20 protein-coding genes are annotated in these 20,917 nt (G+C 63.3%); 18 read left to right on the plus strand and 2 right to left on the minus strand.

The features are described 5' to 3' along the window. Positions 1-100 precede the first annotated feature (100 nt). On the minus strand, positions 101-973 hold the full coding sequence (gene miaA, locus V8352_RS15060; protein WP_336425119.1) for a tRNA (adenosine(37)-N6)-dimethylallyltransferase MiaA: 873 nt from the start codon (positions 971-973) through the stop codon (positions 101-103). A 184-nt stretch (positions 974-1,157) separates the two neighbouring features. Here miaA and pyrH point away from each other — a divergent pair, with 184 nt between their 5' ends. From pyrH to lpxB, 13 genes are all read left to right on the plus strand, one after another. Beyond that, positions 1,158-1,889, plus strand: a complete 732-nt coding sequence (pyrH, locus tag V8352_RS15065) for a UMP kinase (protein WP_336425120.1) — start codon at positions 1,158-1,160, stop codon at positions 1,887-1,889. A gap of 62 nt (positions 1,890-1,951) precedes the next feature. Continuing rightward, entirely contained in the window at positions 1,952-2,515 is a 564-nt protein-coding gene (frr, locus tag V8352_RS15070) for a ribosome recycling factor (protein WP_336425121.1), read from the plus strand. Further along, positions 2,515-3,291, plus strand: a complete 777-nt coding sequence (uppS, locus tag V8352_RS15075) for a polyprenyl diphosphate synthase (RefSeq protein ID WP_336425122.1) — start codon at positions 2,515-2,517, stop codon at positions 3,289-3,291. Before frr ends, uppS begins: the two co-directional genes overlap by 1 nt. After that, entirely contained in the window at positions 3,288-4,070 is a 783-nt protein-coding gene (locus V8352_RS15080; RefSeq protein ID WP_336425123.1) for a phosphatidate cytidylyltransferase, read from the plus strand. Before uppS ends, V8352_RS15080 begins: the two co-directional genes overlap by 4 nt. Beyond that, positions 4,067-5,236, plus strand: a complete 1,170-nt coding sequence (gene dxr, locus V8352_RS15085) for a 1-deoxy-D-xylulose-5-phosphate reductoisomerase (RefSeq protein WP_336425124.1) — start codon at positions 4,067-4,069, stop codon at positions 5,234-5,236. The genes V8352_RS15080 and dxr overlap by 4 nt, the downstream gene beginning before the upstream one ends. Positions 5,237-5,274: 38 nt before the next feature. Continuing rightward, positions 5,275-6,621, plus strand: coding sequence for an RIP metalloprotease RseP (rseP, locus tag V8352_RS15090; protein ID WP_336425125.1), 1,347 nt, complete (start codon positions 5,275-5,277; stop codon positions 6,619-6,621). Positions 6,622-6,741: 120 nt separating this feature from the next. Continuing rightward, positions 6,742-6,864, plus strand: coding sequence for a hypothetical protein (locus tag V8352_RS15095; RefSeq protein ID WP_336425126.1), 123 nt, complete (start codon positions 6,742-6,744; stop codon positions 6,862-6,864). A 282-nt stretch (positions 6,865-7,146) separates the two neighbouring features. Continuing rightward, a complete protein-coding gene (gene bamA, locus V8352_RS15100; protein ID WP_336425164.1) occupies positions 7,147-9,414 on the plus strand; it encodes an outer membrane protein assembly factor BamA in 2,268 nt (755 codons plus the stop codon). Next, on the plus strand, positions 9,414-10,073 hold the full coding sequence (locus V8352_RS15105; RefSeq protein WP_336425127.1) for an OmpH family outer membrane protein: 660 nt from the start codon (positions 9,414-9,416) through the stop codon (positions 10,071-10,073). The genes bamA and V8352_RS15105 overlap by 1 nt, the downstream gene beginning before the upstream one ends. Before the next feature lie 127 nt (positions 10,074-10,200). Further along, positions 10,201-10,665 carry a 3-hydroxyacyl-ACP dehydratase FabZ gene (gene fabZ, locus V8352_RS15110; RefSeq protein ID WP_336425128.1) on the plus strand — a complete coding sequence of 155 codons (465 nt, stop codon included), beginning with the start codon at positions 10,201-10,203 and terminating at the stop codon, positions 10,663-10,665. After that, the gene (gene lpxA / locus V8352_RS15115; RefSeq protein ID WP_336425129.1) at positions 10,662-11,456 is read left to right on the plus strand and encodes an acyl-ACP--UDP-N-acetylglucosamine O-acyltransferase; all 795 of its coding nucleotides are present in this window, start codon (positions 10,662-10,664) and stop codon (positions 11,454-11,456) included. Before fabZ ends, lpxA begins: the two co-directional genes overlap by 4 nt. 3 nt (positions 11,457-11,459) lie before the next feature. After that, on the plus strand, positions 11,460-12,269 hold the full coding sequence (locus V8352_RS15120) for an LpxI family protein (protein WP_336425130.1): 810 nt from the start codon (positions 11,460-11,462) through the stop codon (positions 12,267-12,269). Then, positions 12,266-13,420 carry a lipid-A-disaccharide synthase gene (gene lpxB, locus V8352_RS15125; RefSeq protein WP_336425131.1) on the plus strand — a complete coding sequence of 385 codons (1,155 nt, stop codon included), beginning with the start codon at positions 12,266-12,268 and terminating at the stop codon, positions 13,418-13,420. The genes V8352_RS15120 and lpxB overlap by 4 nt, the downstream gene beginning before the upstream one ends. Before the next feature lies 1 nt (position 13,421). Here the strand turns inward: lpxB and mnmA are convergent, their stop codons facing one another. After that, positions 13,422-14,567, minus strand: coding sequence for a tRNA 2-thiouridine(34) synthase MnmA (gene mnmA / locus V8352_RS15130; RefSeq protein WP_336425132.1), 1,146 nt, complete (start codon positions 14,565-14,567; stop codon positions 13,422-13,424). A gap of 184 nt (positions 14,568-14,751) precedes the next feature. Here mnmA and sciP point away from each other — a divergent pair, with 184 nt between their 5' ends. The 5 genes from sciP to V8352_RS15155 all read left to right on the plus strand — a co-directional run bounded on the left by sciP (position 14,752) and on the right by V8352_RS15155 (position 20,697). Continuing rightward, positions 14,752-15,030, plus strand: a complete 279-nt coding sequence (gene sciP / locus V8352_RS15135) for a CtrA inhibitor SciP (RefSeq protein WP_336425133.1) — start codon at positions 14,752-14,754, stop codon at positions 15,028-15,030. A gap of 92 nt (positions 15,031-15,122) precedes the next feature. Further along, entirely contained in the window at positions 15,123-15,839 is a 717-nt protein-coding gene (ctrA, locus tag V8352_RS15140) for a response regulator transcription factor CtrA (RefSeq protein WP_336425134.1), read from the plus strand. Between the two features lie 262 nt (positions 15,840-16,101). After that, a complete protein-coding gene (gene ligA, locus V8352_RS15145; protein WP_336425135.1) occupies positions 16,102-18,351 on the plus strand; it encodes an NAD-dependent DNA ligase LigA in 2,250 nt (749 codons plus the stop codon). Continuing rightward, complete coding sequence (recG, locus tag V8352_RS15150) at positions 18,348-20,462, plus strand: ATP-dependent DNA helicase RecG (protein ID WP_336425136.1); 2,115 nt, start codon at positions 18,348-18,350, stop codon at positions 20,460-20,462. The genes ligA and recG overlap by 4 nt, the downstream gene beginning before the upstream one ends. Positions 20,463-20,565: 103 nt before the next feature. Next, a complete protein-coding gene (locus tag V8352_RS15155) occupies positions 20,566-20,697 on the plus strand; it encodes a hypothetical protein (protein WP_336425137.1) in 132 nt (43 codons plus the stop codon). The last annotated feature ends 220 nt before the right edge of the window (positions 20,698-20,917 follow it).

Below are 20,917 nucleotides of genomic sequence, written 5' to 3' on the forward strand. Positions count from 1 at the left end.
GTGCGCCTTTTGTTAGAATCATCCAAGCTTGCATCAGGGGCAGGGCTGCGGCCAGTGGGAATGGTTATAAATTGCAGATCTGGCGATTTATGTGCGCAGATTAGGTGCGCGCGATGCGCTGCCAGTCCTTCATGCGCGCGCGAAACCATGTGCGCTGGCGCTTGGCGAACTGGCGCGTGGCGATGGTGGCGGCCTCAGTCGCGGCGACAAGCGTGCATTCGCCGCGCAGATAGGCGGCGAGTTCGGGCGCGCCGATGGCGCGGGCCGCTTGTCGTTCGCGGGGCCTGTGCAGATGTGTGCGCACCTCGTCCAGCGCGCCGGCCTCGATCATCGCCTCCAGACGATGCGCGATACGCGTATTCAGCCAATCACGCGGGGCATCCAGCACCAGCGCATGGCACTGCGGCAGCGGCAACAGGGGCGCGGGCGTTGCGTCCTGCCACGCAGCCAGACCGCGCCCCGTGGCGCACTGCACCTCCCACGCGCGCTGGACGCGCATGGGGTTTTTCAGATCGACGCGGGCCGCTGTCTGGGCGTCGAGTGCGGCGATCATCCTATCCATCCCGCCATCCAGCCGCAGCGCATCGGCCTTTTCGCGCACATCCTCGGGGATGGGGGGAATCTCGGCCAGCCCTTGGGTCAGCGCCGTGAAATAAAGCCCCGTGCCGCCAACGATGATGGGCCTTTCGCCACCGGACAGAAGCGGCGCCACCTCGCGCAGCCATTGGCCGGCGGAATACGCCGCGTCCTGTGCGACATGGCCATAGAGCAGATGGGGCGCGCGCGCCTCATCCTCGGGGCTGGGCCGGGCGGTCAGGATGCGCCAGCCGTCATAGACCTGCATGGAATCGGCGTTGATCACCACGCCGCCCAAACGCTCGGCAATCTCCAGCGCCAGCGCGGATTTGCCCGATGCGGTCGGCCCCGCGATCAGGACGGGCCGGTCGCGCGATATGTCGAGATGGCTCAGCATGTGTGCCTTCTAGCGTGGGCGCGGCGCGCTGGCGAGGGCCGGTGCGGCGTTTTGGTGCCGGGCCGAGGGCAGCCCGCGCTTTAAGCGATTGAACATTGCCGCCATTTGCGACATTTTGCGCGCCAGAGCGCCCCCTGACATTTTGCCAGACCCGCAAGCCAGACCCACAAGACGGAGCCACCCCATGCCCGATAGCGACACCCCAAGAACGACCTTTCGGCGCGTGATGCTGAAAATCTCGGGGGAGGCGCTGATGGGAGATACGGCCTACGGCCTGCATCCGCCGACGGTCGAGCGCATCGCGCGCGAGGTCAAGGTGGTCCACGACATGGGCGTCGAGATCTGCATGGTCATCGGCGGCGGCAACATCTTTCGCGGGCTTCAGGGCAGCGCGCAGGGGATGGAGCGGACGACCGCCGACTACATGGGCATGCTCGCCACCGTGATGAACGCGCTTGCCATGCAAAGCGCGCTGGAGGCCGAGGGCGTCTTTTGCCGGGTCATCTCGGCCATTCGGATGGACGAGGTCGCCGAGCCTTACATTCGCCGCCGTGCCGTGCGCCACCTCGAGAAAAAGCGCGTCTGCATCTTTGCGGCGGGCACGGGCAACCCCTATTTCACTACCGATACCGCCGCGACGCTGCGCGCCAACGAGATGGCCTGCGAGGCGATCCTCAAGGGGACCAAGGTGGATGGTGTCTATGACAAGGATCCGGTGACCAACGCGGATGCCGTTCGCTACGACCGCATTTCATATGACGACGTGCTGCAAAAACACCTGAAGGTCATGGATGCCAGCGCCATCGCGCTGGCGCGCGACAACAACCTGCCCATCATCGTCTTTTCGCTGGACGAGCCGGGGGGATTCAAGGGAATCCTCGCGGGAGAGGGCACCTATACCACCGTTCACGCCTGAGGGCGCACCGGGCCTGCGCCGCGCGCGCGGCCATCTGACAGACTGCAAGAGGATAGACCACCATGGCCGAAGACATCGAAATCGACACCGCCGATCTGGAGCGGCGGATGGAAGGCGCGATCGCCTCGCTCAAGATCGAATTTGCCTCTCTACGCACGGGGCGGGCCTCGGCCTCGATGCTGGAGCCGGTGATGGTCGACGCCTATGGCGCGCAAACGCCGATCAATCAGGTGGGCACCGTCAACGTGCCCGAGCCGCGCATGGTCACCATCAACGTCTGGGACAAGGGGCTGGTCAACAAGGTGGAAAAGGCCATCCGCGAGAGCGGCCTTGGCATCAATCCACAGATGAACGGCACAATCATCATGCTGCCCATTCCCGAGCTGAATGAAGAGCGCCGCCGCGAACTGACCAAGGTGGCCTCGAATTACGCCGAACACGCCCGCGTCGCCGTGCGCAACGTGCGCCGCGACGGCATGGACCAGATCAAGAAGGCCAAGGGCGAAGGGATGTCGGAGGACGACCAGAAGTTCTGGGAGACCGAGGTGCAGGACCTGACCAACCGCTTTATCGCCCGCGTCGACGAAACGCTCGAGACCAAGCAGGCGGAGATCATGCAGGTTTGATGTTCACCCGATCGAGCACCAAGCGGCAGGCAAAAGGCGCCGAAGCCGCGCCGCGCGACCCCGATGAGGGCCATCGCGGTCCGCGCCACGTGGCGGTCATCATGGATGGCAACGGCCGCTGGGCGCAGGCGCGCGGGCGGCCGCGTCTCTTTGGCCATCACGCAGGGGCCAAGCGGGTGCGCGAGATCGTCAATGCCTGCCCTGATCTGGGGGTCGAGTACCTGACGGTCTTTGCGTTTTCCACCGAGAATTGGAAGCGCACGCAGGCCGAAGTTTCCGGGCTGATGAGCCTTTTCCGGCGCTACATTTCGAAAGAGGCGCGGGCGCTGCGCGACGAGGGCGTGCGCGTGCGCTTTATTGGGGACCGGGTGCGCCTCGATGCCAAGCTGATTGCGCTGATGGACGAACTCGAATCTTTGACTGAGCATAATGAGCGGATCAACCTGACTATCGCGCTCAATTACGGCAGCCGAGACGAGGTGAGCCGCGCGATCAAGGATCTCGCAGGGGATGTCGCCAAAGGAACGCTGAGCCCAGCGGATGTCGATGAAGAGACCCTGACGAAGTATCTGGACACAAGGGTTCTGCCGGATCCGGATCTGGTGATCCGCACCTCGGGCGAGGCGCGGATTTCGAACTTCCTGCTTTGGCAGTCGGCCTATGCGGAATATGAATTCGTCGATACGCTCTGGCCTGATTTCACCAAGGACATCTTTGCCGGAATCGTTGGCGCATACGGCGTGCGCGATCGCCGATTTGGAGGAACGAGCACATGAGCCGCTCTGAGCGCTGGGGCGATCTCAACGTCCGGCTGATCTCGGCTGCGGTGATGATCGTCATCGGCCTCGTCGAAGTCTGGCTGGGCGGCGCGCCCTTCATGGTTGCCATCTGGGTGCTGGGTGGCGCCATGGTGTGGGAGTTGTCGCGCATGCTGGGCGGTCGGGCCTGGGCGCCGGGCATGGGTGTGATCGCCGGAGGGGCGCTGGCGCTGGCGTGGCTGGTGCCCATCTGGCTCGCTCTGCCGGGCCTCATCGCCGTCGCCTGTTTCGGCGCGTGGCAGATCGCGGCGCGGCGTATTCTCTTTGGCACCTTTGCGGCGGCGACCCTGCTGGCGTGTCATGCGACTGTGCTCTTGCGCATTGATGCGGGCATGGCATGGCTTTTGTGGGTAGTCTGCGTGGTCGTGGCGACGGATGTGGCCGGATACATGGCGGGCCGCTCTCTGGGCGGGCCTAAATTCTGGCCTGCGATCAGCCCCAAGAAAACCTGGAGCGGCACAATTGCGGGATGGGTCGCGGGCGCGATCGTGGGCCTCATCTTCGGCCTGATCCTCGGCATCGGGGGCAGCCTGGTCGTGCTGTCGGTAATCCTTTCGGTTGCGGGGCAGGCGGGCGACATTTGGGAGAGCTGGATCAAGCGGCGCGTCGGCGTCAAGGACAGCTCGAACCTGATTCCTGGCCACGGCGGCGTCCTGGACCGGTTTGACGCGATGCTGGGCGCGATGCTGCTGGCGGGGCTGATGTGGCTCTTTGGGCTGCTGCCGGGAATAGTATGAGACGCGTCAGTATCCTTGGTGCCACCGGGTCGATCGGGCAGAACACACTGGACCTGATCCGGCGCGCGCCCGGCGCGTTTCAGGTCGCCGCGTTGACCGGCGGGCAGAACATTGCGCAATTGGCCAAGGATGCGGTGGAATTTCAGGTCGAGCTGGCCGTGACCGCTGATCCGGCGCGTCTCGAAGACCTACGCGCGGCCCTTGGCAGCAGCGGCATCTCTGCGGCAGCGGGCGAAGCGGCCCTGATCGAGGCGGCCGAGGTGCCCAGCGACTGGATCATGTCGGCCATCGTCGGGGTCGCGGGCCTCGCGCCCGGCCTCGCCGCCTTGGGGCAGGGCACGACGCTGGCGCTTGCCAACAAGGAATCGCTGGTGGCCGCGGGCCCCCTGATGATGGCGACCGCCGCCGCGCATGGCGCGCGGATCCTGCCGGTCGACAGTGAACATTCGGCGATCTTTCAGGCGCTGGTGGGCGAGGACGCGCGCGCGGTCGACCGTATCGTCATCACCGCTTCGGGCGGTGCATTTCGCGATCGCCCGCTCGCGGATCTGGCGCATGTCACGGTGGCCGAAGCGTCTGAACACCCCAATTGGGAGATGGGCCAGCGGATCACGATAGACTCGGCCTCCATGTTCAACAAGGCGCTGGAAGTCATTGAGGCCAAGGAGTTTTTTGGGGTCCACCCAGATCAGATCGAGGTTCTGGTGCACCCGCAATCAACTGTGCATGCGCTGGTCGGTTTCGTCGATGGTGCACTGATGGCGCATGTTGGTCCTCCAGACATGCGGCACGCCATCGGCTATGCCTTGAATTGGCCCCACCGGCGCGCCCTGCCGGTCGAGCGGCTGGATCTGGCCGCGCTTGGCCGGCTTGACTTTGCCCACCCCGATCCCGCGCGCTATCCCGCGCTGGGGCTGGCGCGGCAGGTGATGGAGGCGGGTGGTCATTCGGGCGTCATCTTCAACGCGGCCAAGGAACGCGCGCTGGATCACTTCATCGCCGGACGCATCGGTTTTTCCCGGATGAGCGCGCTGGTCGCCCAGGCCCTGGACGAAGTGTGCGATACGCAAACACCCGGTTCAGGCTGCGACACGATCACGCTTGAAAGCGTCCGGCGCTGGGACCACTTTACACGTCAACACATCGACCGGCTTGTCGCTGCCTGAGGGCAAAAGGCGACTGGCTTGTTAGAAAAGGACATTCCTTGGACATTTTCGCGATTATTCCGCAATTCGGCAGTTTCATCGGCGTCATCGCCGCCTTCGTGGTGGCGCTCTCCGTCATCGTCGCGATTCATGAATACGGCCACTACATCGTGGGGCGCTGGTCGGGCATCAAGGCCGAGGTATTCTCGCTGGGATTTGGCCCGGTCATCTTCTCGCGGGTGGATAAACACGGCACGCGCTGGCAACTCGCGGCGCTGCCCTTTGGCGGATACGTCAAGTTTCTTGGCGATGCTGACCCGGCCAGCGGCAAGGATTCGGCGGCGATGGCCGCAACACCGCCCGAGCGCCTGCGCCAGACGATGCACGGTGCGCCCCTCTGGGCGCGCACGGCGACCGTTGCTGCAGGGCCAATCTTCAACTTCGTCCTGTCGATCCTGATCTTTGCGGGTGTCCTGATGTTTCAGGGACGCATGGCCGACCCCCTTGAGATTGGCGCGCTCAAGCCGCTGCCCGCGCAGGGTATCGAGCTGCGGCCGGGTGATACCGTGCTGGACGTGGCGGGCGCGGATGTGCCGGGCTATGACGACCGCGGCGCGTTCGATGCGTTCTCCAGCGCGCTGCCCGACCAGCAGGTGATGGACTATCGCGTGCGCCGCGATGGCACCGAGACAATCGCGCAAGGCCCTCATCCTCTGCCGCCCATCGTGACCCAGCTGGCCCCGCAATCGGCCGCTTACCGCGCGGGCATGAAAGTGGGGGATGTGATTACGGGCGTGAATGGCGACGCGATTTCATCCTTCACCCAGCTCAAGAACATTGTCGAGACGTCCAACGGTGCGCCTCTTGCCCTCGATGTCTGGCGGGGGGGGCAAACCCTCTCGCTGGAGCTGACGCCGCGCCGCACGGATGAGCCCCAAGCCGAGGGCGGTTTTGCCACCGCGTGGCGGATCGGCATAGCGGGCGGCTGGTCGTTCGAGCCGGGAACCGAGCGGATGGGCCCTGTCGATGCTCTTGGCGCGGGGGTGGAGCAGACCTACGCGGTGGCCGCGAATTCCCTCTCGGGGCTTTACTATATGATTACGGGTGCGATCAGCAGCTGCAACATGTCCGGCCCCATCGGGATCGCACAAGCCTCGGGGGCGATGGCAAGTCAGGGCGTCTCGGACTTCATCTGGTTCATTGCCGTGCTTTCGACCGCCGTGGGCCTTTTGAACCTGTTTCCTGTGCCTGTGCTCGATGGCGGCCATCTGGTTTTCTATGCCTACGAGGCAGTGGCGGGTAAGCCGCCGAGCGATGGTGCGCTGCGGGTGCTGATGACGATTGGCCTCACGCTTATTCTGGGTCTTATGCTGTTCGCGCTCTTCAACGACATTTTGTGCCCGTGATGGCGTAGATTGCCCCCGTTTTGCCACAATGCTGTGCCGGATCGTGCCTTATTAGTGGGCCATAAGCTGGATCAGCGCATCCCATGGGCGGGTGCATGGCAACGAACGGGGGGCTTTCCCATGCAGAACATCACTGGATACCGTGGCTTCGGCCTTTTCATCGATCTGAACATCGACCGTTTTCTCATTCCCTGCGCCTTGGTCGCGGCGCTTTATGTCGGGGCGTTCATCGCCTCGTTCTAAGGATAATGGCACGCGTCCAGTTCCATCGAGGGCGTCAGGTGCCGTATGTGCTGCGCGCGCAGCTGTGTGCCACACAGTGTTGCGCTTTTTCCACCCGAGCCGCTGGTCTGCGGGTTTTGGCATTGGCGTTTTGACAAGCACCCTCCTACCCGTTACTGACTTTCGTACTGGGGTTCTGGACTGGGTGTTATCATGAAATTGTCGATCTTCTTGCGCGCACTGCACTGTCTTTCGGGCCCTGCCAAAAGCATCGTTGTCGCGATCGGTCAGCGCGGCTCGGCAATGCGCGCCGCAGCCTGCACCGCTTTGATCGCACTGGCAGTTCTCCTGACCCCGACAAGTGCGGGCGCGCAAAGCTACCGCTTTACAGACGTCGCCATCGAAGGCAATCAGCGGATCGAATCCGGCACCATCCTGACGTATGCGGGAATCGGGCGGGGGGAGACGGTTTCGGCGGGCGAGCTGAACGAAGCCTACCAGCGCATCCTGAACAGCGGGCTTTTCGAGGAAGTGTCGATCAATCCGCGGGGAAACACCCTTGAGATCAGCGTGATCGAATACCCGACGATCAGCAAGATCGCCTTCGAGGGCAACACCCGTATCGAGGACGAAGACCTTTTCAGCCAGATCGAGAGCGCGTCGCGCCAGGTCTATAACCCCGCCAAGGCCGAGCGTGATGCCGCCGTCATCATCGACGCCTACGCGCAATCGGGCCGCAGCGCCGCACGTGTCAGCCCCAAGGTGATCCGTCGCAGTGACAACCGCGTCGATCTCGTCTTCGAGATTTTCGAGGGCCGCAAGATCGAGGTGCAGCGCCTGAGCTTTGTAGGGAACCGGGCCTATTCCGACCGCCGCCTGCGCCGCGTCGTGGACAGCAAGCAGGCGGGCATTTTCCGCGCGCTGGTCAACCGTGACACCTTTGTTCAGGACCGCATCGAATTCGACAAGCAACTGCTGGCAGATTTCTATTCGGCGCGGGGATATGTCGACTTCCGTGTCACCGGCACCAACGCAGAGCTGGCGCGCGAGCGTGATACCTATTTCGTGACCTTCAACATCGAAGAAGGCCAACAATTCAGATTTGGCCGCATCACCACCGTGAGCGAGCTGTCCGAAGCGGACTCCGCCGCATATCAGGACGTGCTCAAGATCAAGCCGGGCGACATCTACACACCCTCGCAGGTCGAGAACTCGATTGCGCGTATGGAGCGTCTGGGCGTGCGTCAGGGCATAGACTTCATGCGGGTCGACCCGCGCATTACCCGCAACGACCGGGATCTGACGCTGGATGTGGAATTCGCGCTGGTGCGCGGCCCGCGCATCTTTGTCGAGCGGATCGATATCGAGGGCAATACGACCACGCTGGACCGCGTGATCAGGCGCCAGTTCGATACCGTCGAGGGCGATCCGTTCAATCCGCGCGAAATCCGCGAAGCAGCCGAACGCATCCGCGCACTCGACTATTTCGAAAGCGCCGAGGTCGACGCCCGCGAAGGATCGACACCCGATCAAGTGATCGTTGACGTCGACGTTGAAGAGAAAAGCACCGGTTCACTGTCCTTCGGCGCCTCTTACTCGTCCAGCAGCGGCATCGGCTTCTCGATCGGTTTTTCCGAGCGTAACTTTCTCGGGCGCGGTCAGCGTCTGTCGGCTCAGATCGCGGCAAGCGCTGATCGGGCCAACTACCGGCTGAACTTTGTCGAGCCCGCATTTCTCGGGCGTGACGTGGCGTTTGGCCTCGATTTCAGTCTCATTGAGACTGAGGACGACTTCTCGTTCTACGACACCACGATCGGCACGTTCCGGCCCAGCCTGACCTTCCCGGTGAGCGAAAATGGTCGGCTGTCGCTGCTTTATAGCGCCGCATACAAGGACATGAGCAATTACACCGGTACTTCTGGCATCCTTGCGACCGAGACGGCACGCGGCAGCGAATTCGCCAGCGGTGTCGGGTATGAATATACCTATGATACCCGCCGCACCGGCCTGAACCCCAACGCAGGCGTTCTGTTGTCCTTTGGACAGGAGTTCTATGGCCTCGGCGGCGATCAGGAATACATCAAGACTTCGGCGCGGGCGATTGCGCAGACACGCGTGTTGAATGAAGAACTGACACTGCGTGCCACGCTCGAGGGCGGCGCGCTGAACTTCACCGGCAGCGAGGATAGCCGCGCTGTTGACCGGTTCTCCGGCCAGATCATTCGTGGCTTCGAGCCCAATGGCATCGGCCCGACCGAGTCGCTTGAGCAACTGGGGGGTAACTACTTTGCGGCGCTCAAGTTCGACGCTGAATTCCCGCTGGGCTTGCCGGAGGAATATGGCATCACAGGGGGCGCGTTCTATGACATCGGTGCGCTCTGGGACGTCGATACGGCAGGGGCGACTGGCCCGGTCGCATCGACCGGCTTCAATGCACGCCATGCGGTAGGGGTTTCGGTGATCTGGGAGTCGCCTTTCGGTCCTCTGCGCTTCAACTTCTCGCACGCGCTCGAGAAGCAGCCGGGTGACAGGACGCAGGCCTTCGATCTGTCAATCGCCTCGACGTTCTGATGCTGTCCCTCGGCCTGCCTTTGCGCGTGGCCGCGCTGTTGGCGGTCTGCGCGCTGCATCCTGCGCCCGGCGCGGCGCAAAATCAGGACGTCGGCATGGTCCAGAGCGAAATTCTGGTTCTGGACCCCGACCGTCTGTTTGCAGGCACCGAAGTAGGCCAGCGTCTGACCGAGCAATATCAGTCGGAACGTGATGCGCTTATCGCCAACAACCGTGAGTTGGAGTCAGAGCTGCGCGCCGAAGAGCAGGAGCTGACCGAAGCGCGCAAGACCATGACAGCTACCGAGTTTCGTGCCGAGGCTGACGCATTCGACGCGCGTGTCCGCTCGATCCGGGCCGAAAACGACCGTAGGGCGCGAGATCTGGAACGCGGGCGTGAAATCGCTCCCTTGACCCTGATGCGGATGGCCGAGCCCATTCTGGTCCAGCTGATGCGCGACACGGGCGGCAAGATCATTCTGGATAACCGGCAGGTGCTGCTGCGTGCGGACGTGGTCGACATTACCGACATCGCCATTGCGCGCATCGATGCCGAGATCGGAGACGGCTCGGGCGCCTTGCCCGACGAAAACGGTTTGGATCCGGACGGGTCTGCGCCTGCTATTCCAGACGCGCCGGCCCTATCGGATGATGACGCAGCCGAGGATGCCGCCGAGTAGTAGCCCGTGCCGTGTCAGCCCTGCACGGGCCCAGCTCTGCCTGCCTTGCTCCGTGCCGGATGAATTGCTAAAGCATTGCGCAAGATAGCCCGCCATGCAGCGCCCGACCGGCGCCGAAAGGACATAGATGACCCAGCCGCTCGCCACTGCCGACATTCAGATGATTCAACGGCTGATCCCGCATCGCTATCCGTTCTTGTTGATCGACAAGGTGCGCGACATCGATGGATATCAGTCTGCCGTGGGCATCAAGAACGTCACGATGAATGAGCCGCATTTTCAGGGCCATTTCCCGTCCAAGCCAATCATGCCTGGCGTAACGATCGTCGAGGCCATGGCTCAGACGGCGGCGGTGATGGTCGGCACCGCGCTGGATATGCAGGACAAGAACATGCTCGTCTATTTCATGGCGATCGACAAATGCAAGTTTCGCCGCATGGTCGTGCCTGGTGATGTGCTTGAAATGCGCCTGACCACGCAGCGCGGCAAGCCGGGCGGCAAGGTGTGGAAGTTTGCCAGCGTGGCAACAGTGGAGGGTGAAATGGCCTGCGAGGCAGAGTTCACCGCGATGATGGACCTCGGCGCCACATGAGTGAGAGCAACATACATTCCAGTGCAGTGATCGAACCGGGCGCCCAGATTGGCGCGGGCTGCACCATTGGACCCTTTTGCCACATCGGCCCGAACGTCGTTCTGGGCGAGGGCTGTGTTCTGAAAAGCCACGTGGTCGTCACTGGCGAGACGGTCATCGGCGCAGGCGGCACGATCTTCTCCTTTGCCTGCATCGGCGAGGTGCCGCAGGACCTCAAGTTCCAGGGCGAAAAGACACGACTGGAAATCGGCGCGCGGGCCCGCATCCGCGAGCATGTGACGATCAACACAGGCACGGCAGGAGGCGGTGCGTTGACCAGCGTAGGGGATGACTGCCTGCTCATGGCAGGGTGCCATGTTGCGCATGACGTGCGTGTCGGTAATCGTGTGATCATCGTCAATAATGCCGCGCTCGCGGGCCATTGCGTGCTGGAGGATGATGTCATCATCGGTGGGCTTTCGGGCGTGCATCAATATGTGCGTATCGGACGCGGCGCCATCATCGGGGCGGTCACGATGGTGACAAATGATGTCATTCCTTACGGCCTCGTGCAGGCACCGCGCGGCGTGCTGGATGGGCTGAACCTTGTCGGGCTCAAGCGCCGCGGCGTGGGCCGGGACGACATTACCGCGCTGCGTGCCGCGTTCCAGATGCTGGCGCAGGGCGAGGGCACATTTCAGGAGCGCGCAAGACGTATGGGCGATGAAAGCGACAGCAAGTATGTGGCGCAGATCGTTGAGTTCGTGACCGGTGTGAGTGATCGATCCTTTCTCACACCCGGGCAGGGCTGAGCCATGACGGGCCGGTTGGCAATCGTCGCCTGCGGGGGTGCGCTGCCCGTGATGCTGGCGCAGGCGCATCCAGATGCGCTGCATTTTACCTTGCGCGGCGTTCCAAGCCAGCTCGCGGCAACCGCGCAGGAATTTCCGCTGGAGCGAATCGGCGCGCTTTTTGCTGCGATGAAGGCGGCGGGCGTATGCCGCATGGTCTTTGCCGGATCGTTGGTGCGCCCCGCGCTGAACCCCGCTGAATTCGACGCCGAAATGGCGCGGCTCGCCCCGGGTCTGATGGCGGCAATCCCGCGCGGGGACGATGCGCTGTTGCGATTCGTCATTGATATTTTCGAAGAGCAGGGCTTTGAGGTGCTGGGCGCGCATGAGTTGTTGCCGGGCCTCGCGGTCGAGCCGGGGCTGGCGGTCGGCCCCGCGCCCAGCGAGGCGGAGCGCGCCGATGCGGCGCGTGCGGCGCACATCCTGGCCGAGATTTCGCCCCTCGATATCGGGCAGGGGTGCGTTGTCGCGGGCGGGCAATGCCTTGGGATCGAGACGGTGCAGGGGACGGATGCACTCTTGGCCTTTGTCGCGCAAACACCGGCGGCTTTGCGGCGCGGGCAGCGCGGGGTCTATGTCAAGGCACCCAAACGCGGTCAGGATCTGCGCATCGACATGCCAACTGTCGGCCCCTCGACGATGGATGCGGTCGCCGATGCGGGGCTGGCAGGGCTGGTTCTGGCCGAGCGAAATGTGGTGATCCTTGATCGTGATGAGGCGCTGAAGCGCGCAGAGAATCGAGAGATATTCGTTGTATCACAGGCGCTTGAATGAAGGTCTTCATCCTCGCGGGTGAGGCGTCGGGGGATCGTCTTGGCGCGGCGCTGATGGCGGGGCTGCGCCAGTTGACGGGCGTGGAGTTCCTCGGCGTCGGCGGCCCGCTGATGGAGGCGGAAGGGTTGCAGAGTCTTTTTCCCATGGATGAGTTGAGCGTCATGGGGATCGTGGAAGTTCTTCCGAAATACCGCCATCTCAAGCGCCGCATCCGCCAAACCGCCGAGGCCGCGCTGGCCAGCGAGGCGGACGTGATAATCACCATCGACAGCCCCGATTTTTCGCTGCGTGTCGCAGCGCTGGTCAAGGCGCAGAGCAATATGCGCACCGTGCATTATGTCGCCCCTTCAGTTTGGGCATGGCGGGCAGGCCGGGCGGCCAAGATGGCCAAGGTCATCGATCAGGTGCTCGCGCTTCTCCCGTTCGAGCCGCCCTACATGCAGGCCGCAGGGATGGAGTGCGATTTTGTCGGTCATCCCGTGGTGGGCGAACCGCAGGCGAGCAAAGCGGAAATCGAGGATTTCCGGGCGCGTCATGCTCTGGGTGATGCGCCTGTGATGCTGGTCCTGCCGGGCTCGCGCAGGGGCGAGGTCGCGCGCCTCGGGCCAATTTTTGGGCGCGCTTTGGCGCCAGTTCTGAGGGAGCATCCGGATTTGCGCCTTGTCGTGCCGACCACCGGACATGTCGCGCCTGTCTTGCGCGAGGTGGTGGCGGAGTGGCCTGTGGCACCGGTCATTCTTGATCCATCTGGCATCAAGAGTGACGTCTACAAGTCTGAAAAGTCTGCGGCATTTGGTGCTGCATCGGGCGCCCTGGCCGCCTCCGGCACCGTGTCCCTGGAACTGGCGGCCAGCGCCACACCCATGGTCATCGCCTATGACGTGAGTTGGCTCAGCCGCCAGATCATCGCGATGATGCTGCGGATCGACACGCTGACATTGGTCAATCTGGTGAGCGAGACACGCAGTATTCCCGAATGCAATGGCAAGCATTGCAACCCGCCCGAAATCGCGGCGGCAGTGCTCAAGATGCTTGAGGATCCCGGCGCGCAAATGGACGCGATGGCGCTGACCATGGAGCGTTTGGGGCGCGGCGGCGAGGCGCCTGGCCTGCGCGCGGCGCGGGCCGTCCTGAACGGCCTCGGCGCCTGACCTAGTAGCCGCGCCAGATCCAGCCACCACCCAGGATGCGGCTGCCGCCCGTTTCGTAGAAAACGCAAGCCTGCCCGGGGGATACGCCCTCTTCCGGCGTCAGAAGTTCAACCTCGGCCGTGGTGGGCGAGAGCGGACGAATGACCGCCTCGCGCGGCGCTCGGGTCGAGCGGACCTTGACCGACACATGCCGTTCGGGAGCCGCATCAAAGGCATCATCGCCCAGCCAGTTGATTTCGCGCACGGGCACGATCGCGGTGCTCAGCATCTCTTTGGGGCCAACGATCACCCGGCGGGCATCCACATCCAGTTTGACTACGTAAAGGGGCGTTTCAAGCCCGCCAATGCCGAGGCCCCGGCGCTGGCCCACGGTATAATGCAGCACGCCGTCATGCCGGCCCAGAATGCGCCCCTCATGATCGACAATTTCGCCCGGCTCGGCCGCGCCGGGCCGCAGTTTCTCGATCACCGAGGCATAGTTGCCGTTCGGGACAAAGCAGATGTCTTGGCTGTCCGGCTTGTCGGCGACGCTGAGCCCATATTTTGCGGCCAGCGCGCGCGTCGCGTCCTTGGAGGGCAGGTGGCCCAGCGGAAAGCGCAGGTAATCAAGCTGCTCGGGCGTGGTGGAGAAGAGGAAATACGACTGATCGCGGTTCGCATCGGCGGCCGAATGAAGCTCGGCCCCGTGCGGGCCCATCTTGCGCTGGATATAGTGGCCCGTCGCCATGCAATCGGCATCGAGATCGCGCGCCGTTTCGAGCAGATCCTTGAATTTAACCCTCTCGTTACAGCGGATGCAGGGCACGGGCGTCGCGCCAGCCAGGTAGCTGTCGGCAAACTCATCAATCACCGCTTCCTTGAAGACGTTTTCATAATCAAGGACATAGTGAGGGAAGTTCATCTCTTCGGCCACGCGCCGGGCATCATGAATATCAAGGCCGGCGCAACACGCGCCCTTTTTGGCCAGCGCCGCGCCGTGATCGTAGAGCTGCAAGGTCACGCCGACCACGTCGTAGCCCTCCTCTGCCAGCTGGGCCGCCACGACAGAGCTGTCGACACCGCCCGACATGGCGACGACGACGCGTGTGTCGGCTTCGGGCTTGGCAAAGCCGAGCGAATTCAGGCGGGGGGCGGTATCGAGGGGCATTGTGCAGGGTCCGTTTGAGGCGTCTAGGGTCCACATAGTGACTCTGGTGACAAAACGCAAAACGCTTTGCGGCGGATATGCGCCCTTGGTTTAGAAAAATCCTAGGTATTTATGCCGTTTCGTTTCAGCCAGCGTTAAGGGCGCTGCGGCCATCTTGATCCTCGGTTTTGGTGAGGATAATGAGATGTATCTGAGAAAAGTCGACCGCCCGCGCGCCGTCACGCTGCCCGATGGCACGACCATGACGCAGGCCGACCTGCCGCCGGAAAATACGGTGCGCTGGGTCGCGTCGCGCAAGCTGGCGGTGGTGCGCGGCGTGCTCTATGGCCTTTTGACGCAGGCAGATGCGCGCGAGCGTTACCAACTGAGCGAAGAGGAGTTTTCGGAGTGGGTACGTGCGGTTTCCTTGCACGGTGAAGAAGCTTTGAAGGCAACGGCGCTGAAAATCTATAGACAACCCTGAATTGTATTCGCTAAATGTTCGCTTATAGTAACTTGTAGTTAAACAATTTTAGTCAGTTTGGACAAAAGTGATCTTGCTGCGGAGAAAAGCGAATGCGCATCCTATTGGTCGAAGACGATCCAACGACATCGAAAAGCATTGAGCTGATGCTGACCCATGCCAATCTCAACGTCTATACGACCGAGATGGGCGAAGAGGGCGTCGATCTGGCCAAGCTCTATGATTATGATCTGATCCTGCTGGACATCGGGCTGCCGGATATGACCGGGCACGATGTTCTGCGACAACTTCGCCTTGCAAGAATCGAAACGCCGATCCTGATCCTGTCGGGCGCGGATGATACCGATAGCAAGATCAAGGGGTTCGGCTTTGGCGCGGATGATTACCTGACCAAGCCCTTCCACCGCGAGGAACTGGTCGCGCGTATCCATGCGATTATACGGCGCTCCAAAGGCCATTCGCAATCGGTGATCCGCACCGGTATGATCAACGTCAATCTGGATGCCAAGACCGTCGATGTCGCCTCCAAGGCGGTGCATCTGACCGGCAAGGAGTATCAGATGCTCGAGCTTTTGAGCCTGCGCAAGGGCACGACGCTGACCAAGGAGATGTTTCTCAACCACCTTTACGGCGGAATGGACGAGCCTGAGCTCAAGATCATTGACGTCTTCATCTGCAAGCTGCGCAAGAAGCTGAGCGAGGCGACGGGCGGCGAAAGCTATATCGAGACCGTCTGGGGCCGTGGCTATGTGCTGCGCGATCCCGAGCCGTCAGAGCTGGATGACAAGCGCCTCGCCATGGGGGCCTGAAAAAGCTTGGTGGCCTGAGGAGGAATAGCGGCCTGAGGAAAGAGTCGCGCGGCGCGTGGCATGGCGTCGGCTTTGCTGTGCCCGTCTCCGGGATTTACCGACGTGCCGTTCGGCGGACTCGGCATGCTTGGCGTGCAGCTTGTGCGCAGATGCCGGGTGTTGCGCAGTCTGCTTCGCGTCGCTGGACCTTGCCTCCTCAGCGCCCTATCACTTCAGCAATGATCGAGGCCCGGTGCTTCGGGCCGCATTGCAGGGGGCAGGGATGAAGCAAGCACGCAGTGTCGAAAGTTTGTCCGAAAGCGATGCGCGGGCCGAGCTGGAGTGGCTGGCGAAAGAGCTTCTGAAAGCCAATCTGGACTATCATGCCGAAGACAGCCCGCAGCTGAGCGATGCCGATTATGACAAGCTGAAGGCCCGCAATAGCGCGATCGAGGCGCGATTTCCGAATCTCAAGCGCGCCGACAGCCCCAGTGACATGGTGGGGGCCGCCCCCTCGGGACGCTTTGGCAAGGTCACGCATGCCCAGCGTATGATGTCGCTGGGTAATGCGTTCGACGCAAGTGACGTGACCGAATTCGATGACCGGGTGCGCAAATACCTAGGCGTCAGGGCTGGCTCGGCGTTGCCCTACACCGCCGAGCCAAAGATCGACGGGCTGAGCCTGTCACTGCGCTACGAGAATGGCGCGCTGGTTCAGGCGGCGACGCGCGGGGACGGCACGGTGGGTGAGAATGTCACCGCCAATGCGCGCACGATCCGGAGCATTCCCCAGAAACTGACCGGCGCACCTGAAGTCCTGGAGGTGCGCGGCGAAGTTTACATGACCCACGCGGATTTCGAGGCGCTCAATCAACGCCAGGAAGAAGCGGGCGCCAAGACCTTCGCCAATCCGCGCAACGCTGCCGCCGGATCCCTGCGCCAGCTGGATGCGCAGATCACCCGCACGCGCCCCCTCGCGTTTTTCGCCTATGCCTGGGGCGAGGTGAGCGCGCCCCTTGCCGAGACGCAGATGGGCGCGGTCGAGCGGTTGGCGTCGCTTGGGTTCGACATCAATCCACTGACGCGGGTCTGTGCCGATGTCGATGCCCTGTTGGAGCAGTACGCGGAAATAGAGCAACAGCGCGCGCGTCTCGGTTATGATATCGACGGCGTCGTCTACAAGGTCAACGACCTCGATTTGCAACGCCGTCTGGGGTATCGCAGCACCACACCCCGCTGGGCCATCGCGCATAAATTCCCTGCCGAACTGGCCTGGACCCGGCTTGAGGATATCGAGATCAACGTGGGCCGCACCGGGGCGCTCAGCCCCGTTGCGCGTCTGTTGCCGGTCACCGTCGGCGGCGTGGTGGTCAGCAATGCGACCTTGCACAACGAGGATTACATCGCTGGCCGGGCCAGTGACGGCGGCGAGATCCGCGGTGGCAAGGACATCCGGGTCGGGGATTGGGTGCAGGTCTATCGCGCGGGCGATGTGATCCCCAAGGTGGCCGATGTCGATCTGTCCAAGCGGCCCGAGGGGGCGGCGCCCTACCGCTTTCCCGAAACCTGCCCCGAGTGCGGCTCGGACGCGATCCGCGAGGAGGGCGATGCCGTCCGCCGCTGTACCGGTGGGCTGATCTGTCCGGCGCAGGCTGTTGAAAAGCTGAAGCATTTTGTCAGTCGCGGCGCGTTCGATATCGAGGGTCTGGGCGCCAAGCAGGTCGAAATGTTCTATGCCGATGATCAGCTGCCGGTTCGCACTCCGGCAGATATCTTTACCCTTGAGGCGCGCGATGCTGCGAATTTGACCAAACTGGCCAATCGCGAGGGCTGGGGCGAGACGAGCGCGCGCAACCTCTTTGCCGCCATTGACGAGCGACGGCGCGTGCCGCTCGCGCGGCTGCTCTTTGGCCTCGGCATCCGCCATGTGGGCGAGGTGGCTGCGGCCGATCTGGCGCGCCATTTCGGCAGTTGGTCGGCTTTGACGCAAGCCGTGGACGCGGCGGCGCCCGCCGCGGCGCGCCACTTGCGCGCGGATGAGGCCGAAGCTGCCGAGCGCCGGGCCGCCGCAGAGGAGGGCCGCCGCGCCCGGATCAAGCCCGCACGGGAGGCCGCTTGGGAGGGATGCGATGCCGCCGCCCGCGCCGCGTGGGAGGATCTGATCGGGATCGACGGCATCGGCGCGGTGGTGGCCGCTGCCCTCGTCACCGGATTTGGCCAGAGCGCCGAGCGGGCCAGCATCGACAGGCTGGTCGAGCAACTGACCATTGAGGATGCCGCCGCGCCGGACACCTCGGGCAGCCCGGTTGCCGGCAAGACGGTCGTCTTTACCGGCACACTCGAAAAAATGACCCGTGCCGAGGCCAAGGCCCGCGCCGAGGCCTTGGGGGCCAAGGTCTCGGGCAGCGTTTCGGCCAAGACCGATATCCTTATCGCAGGGCCCGGCGCGGGTTCGAAGGCGACGCGGGCAGCGGAGCTGGGTGTTGAGACAATGGATGAGGACGCCTGGCTGGCGCTGATCGGCGGCGCGTGAGCGAGGCGGGCTCCAGCGCGCCCAAGGGGCGGCCTCCGGCGCTCTTCCCGCTTTTTGCGGGGATCGAAACGCTGCCGGGTGTCGGGCCTAAGTCGGCCAAGCTGCTGGCGGCGCTGCGCATCGAAAAGCCCGTCGATCTGCTACTGACGTTGCCACATTCGGGCATCGACAGGCGCACGCGCGAGACTATTCTTGGGGCTGATTTGCCCGGATATGTCACCGTCGAGGCGACCATTGGCCAGCATCAGGCGCCTTCCCGTCGCGGTGGCGCCTATCGCGTCGCCGCTGAGGATGCACAGACGACGTTTCAGATCGTCTTCTTTCGGGCGCATGACGATTATTTGCACCGCGTCCTGCCGACCGGCGCGCGCCGGGTGCTGTCGGGCAAGGCCGAGTATTTCGATGGGATGGCGCAGATGGTGCATCCCGATCACATGCTGCCCCCGGAGGAGGCGGGCGATATCCCCGATTTCGAGCCGGTCTACCCGCTTACCGCCGGCCTCACGCAGGGTGTGATGCGCAAGGCGGCGCTGGCGGCGCTTGCCCGCGCGCCTGACCTGGCCGAGTGGATCGACCCGGCGCAGAAGGCGCGCGAGGCATGGCCGGATTGGCACGCGGCGCTCCAGGCGGCGCATGCCCCCCGGACGATGGGCGATCTGGGCGCCGCGCATCCGGCGCGGGTGCGCCTCGCTTATGACGAGTTGATGGCGCATCAGCTGACGCTGGCCCTCGCGCGCAGCCAGATGAAACGCGGCAAGGGGCGCGGATCGGTCGGCACCGGAAGCCTGCAGGCGCGGGTTCTGGACGCGCTGCCCTATAAGCCCACAGGTGCGCAGACCCGCGCCATTTCCGAAATCGCCGCAGATATGGGCCGGGACATTCGGATGAATCGCCTTTTGCAGGGGGATGTTGGCGCGGGAAAGACGCTTGTAGCACTCAACGCGCTCCTGATCGCGGTCGAGGCGGGTGGGCAGGGCGTGATGATGGCGCCGACCGAAATCCTCGCGCGCCAGCATCTTGAGGGGCTGCGCCCTCTGGCCGAAAGTGCCGGAGTGGTGCTGGATATCCTGACGGGCCGCGACAAGGGGGCTGAGCGCCGCGCGAAGCTGGCCGCCTTGGCCGCGGGCGATATCCAGATCCTTGTCGGCACCCATGCCGTGTTTCAAAAGGACGTCGCGTTCCACGACCTTCGCCTTGCCATCATCGATGAACAGCACAGGTTCGGCGTGCGCCAGCGGCTGGAGCTGGGGCGCAAGGGCGCGGCGGTGGACGTGCTGGTGATGACCGCGACACCGATCCCGCGCAGTCTGAGCCTCGCGCAATACGGCGATATGGACATCTCGGTGCTCGACGAAAAGCCGCCCGGCCGCAAGCCCATTGCCACCGCGCTGGTCAATATGGCCCGGCTTGACGAGGTGACCGAAAAACTGCGCCATGCGATTGCCGAAGGTCGGCAAGCCTATTGGGTCTGTCCCTTGGTCGACGAGAGCGAGGTGAGTGACCTGAGCAGCGCCGAAGAGCGATATCGCCGCCTGCGCGCGGCGCTTGGCGAGGGGCGCGTCGGGCTGGTTCATGGCCAGATGCCCCCCGAGCAGAAGGATGCCGCGATGGCCGCCTTCCAGCGCGGCGAGACATCCGTGTTAGTGGCGACCACCGTGATCGAGGTGGGTGTCGATGTGCCCAATGCGTCCATCATGGTGATTGAGCGGGCCGAAAGTTTTGGCCTTGCGCAGTTGCACCAGCTGCGGGGGCGCGTCGGGCGCGGCAGCGCGGCCTCGACATGCCTTTTGATGTATCAGGCGCCGCTGAGCGAGAGCGGCGAGCGGCGGCTGGCGACCATGCGCGACACCGAGGACGGCTTTCGCATTGCGGAGGTCGATCTGGAAATGCGGGGCGCGGGCGACATGATAGGCACCGCGCAATCGGGCTTGCCGCGCTTTCGCATCGCGGATCTCGAAGGGCAGGCGGCGCTGATGGCCGTGGCACAAAGTGACGCGCGCAAACTGCTGAGCGATGATCCGGACCTGACCGGCCCGCGGGGCCAAGCGGCGCGCGTGCTTTTGTGGCTGATGGAGCGGGATCAGGCGATTCGTTTGATTTCAGTAGGTTAGTGCAGATGTTCTGATAGGTTCTCAAATGTTCTTAAAAAGTTCTTTACTTTGATGAGCGAAAATGAGAACAAAGTGGCAACTGATCCAATGAAGGGGTGCCACGATGATACATCAGATCAAAACTGCCGCTGCGCGGTCGCAAGATACACTGCTGGCCGATGCGCTTGGGGCGATGGCCCTTGTGGTGATGCTGATGGGGTGCCTTTACCTTCCGGGCCTCGTTCAGGGGTTCTGATCCGCCGTTTCCTGCCTGCGAAATCCCGTGCCTGCGCGTGATTGCATCTTCTGTCCCCAACATATGATGAGCCACGAACGACCGACACTGCCTGTCACCGATCGCTTCGGACTTTGCCTTGTCCGAGATACGCGCCCAGGGTCCCCACGGGAACACGCATACCTCCGCCGCCATCCACATCGGATGTGCGGCGGTTTTTTTTTGTTTTGAACGCCAGTCG

This window comes from Roseovarius sp. D0-M9 (genome assembly GCF_037083805.1).
Lineage (GTDB): Bacteria > Pseudomonadota > Alphaproteobacteria > Rhodobacterales > Rhodobacteraceae > Roseovarius.

What these genes read in the sequence shown, in the direction of transcription:
- miaA (WP_336425119.1), bottom strand. Translation starts at nt 973, where the DNA reads ATGCTGAGCCATCTCGACATATCGCGCGACCGGCCCGTCCTGATCGCG.
- pyrH (WP_336425120.1), top strand. Translation starts at nt 1,158, where the DNA reads ATGCCCGATAGCGACACCCCAAGAACGACCTTTCGGCGCGTGATGCTG.
- frr (WP_336425121.1), top strand. Translation starts at nt 1,952, where the DNA reads ATGGCCGAAGACATCGAAATCGACACCGCCGATCTGGAGCGGCGGATG.
- uppS (WP_336425122.1), top strand. Translation starts at nt 2,515, where the DNA reads ATGTTCACCCGATCGAGCACCAAGCGGCAGGCAAAAGGCGCCGAAGCC.
- V8352_RS15080 (WP_336425123.1), top strand. Translation starts at nt 3,288, where the DNA reads ATGAGCCGCTCTGAGCGCTGGGGCGATCTCAACGTCCGGCTGATCTCG.
- dxr (WP_336425124.1), top strand. Translation starts at nt 4,067, where the DNA reads ATGAGACGCGTCAGTATCCTTGGTGCCACCGGGTCGATCGGGCAGAAC.
- V8352_RS15095 (WP_336425126.1), top strand. Translation starts at nt 6,742, where the DNA reads ATGCAGAACATCACTGGATACCGTGGCTTCGGCCTTTTCATCGATCTG.
- bamA (WP_336425164.1), top strand. Translation starts at nt 7,147, where the DNA reads ATGCGCGCCGCAGCCTGCACCGCTTTGATCGCACTGGCAGTTCTCCTG.
- V8352_RS15105 (WP_336425127.1), top strand. Translation starts at nt 9,414, where the DNA reads ATGCTGTCCCTCGGCCTGCCTTTGCGCGTGGCCGCGCTGTTGGCGGTC.
- fabZ (WP_336425128.1), top strand. Translation starts at nt 10,201, where the DNA reads ATGACCCAGCCGCTCGCCACTGCCGACATTCAGATGATTCAACGGCTG.
- lpxA (WP_336425129.1), top strand. Translation starts at nt 10,662, where the DNA reads ATGAGTGAGAGCAACATACATTCCAGTGCAGTGATCGAACCGGGCGCC.
- V8352_RS15120 (WP_336425130.1), top strand. Translation starts at nt 11,460, where the DNA reads ATGACGGGCCGGTTGGCAATCGTCGCCTGCGGGGGTGCGCTGCCCGTG.
- lpxB (WP_336425131.1), top strand. Translation starts at nt 12,266, where the DNA reads ATGAAGGTCTTCATCCTCGCGGGTGAGGCGTCGGGGGATCGTCTTGGC.
- mnmA (WP_336425132.1), bottom strand. Translation starts at nt 14,567, where the DNA reads ATGCCCCTCGATACCGCCCCCCGCCTGAATTCGCTCGGCTTTGCCAAG.
- sciP (WP_336425133.1), top strand. Translation starts at nt 14,752, where the DNA reads ATGTATCTGAGAAAAGTCGACCGCCCGCGCGCCGTCACGCTGCCCGAT.
- ctrA (WP_336425134.1), top strand. Translation starts at nt 15,123, where the DNA reads ATGCGCATCCTATTGGTCGAAGACGATCCAACGACATCGAAAAGCATT.
- ligA (WP_336425135.1), top strand. Translation starts at nt 16,102, where the DNA reads ATGAAGCAAGCACGCAGTGTCGAAAGTTTGTCCGAAAGCGATGCGCGG.
- V8352_RS15155 (WP_336425137.1), top strand. Translation starts at nt 20,566, where the DNA reads ATGATACATCAGATCAAAACTGCCGCTGCGCGGTCGCAAGATACACTG.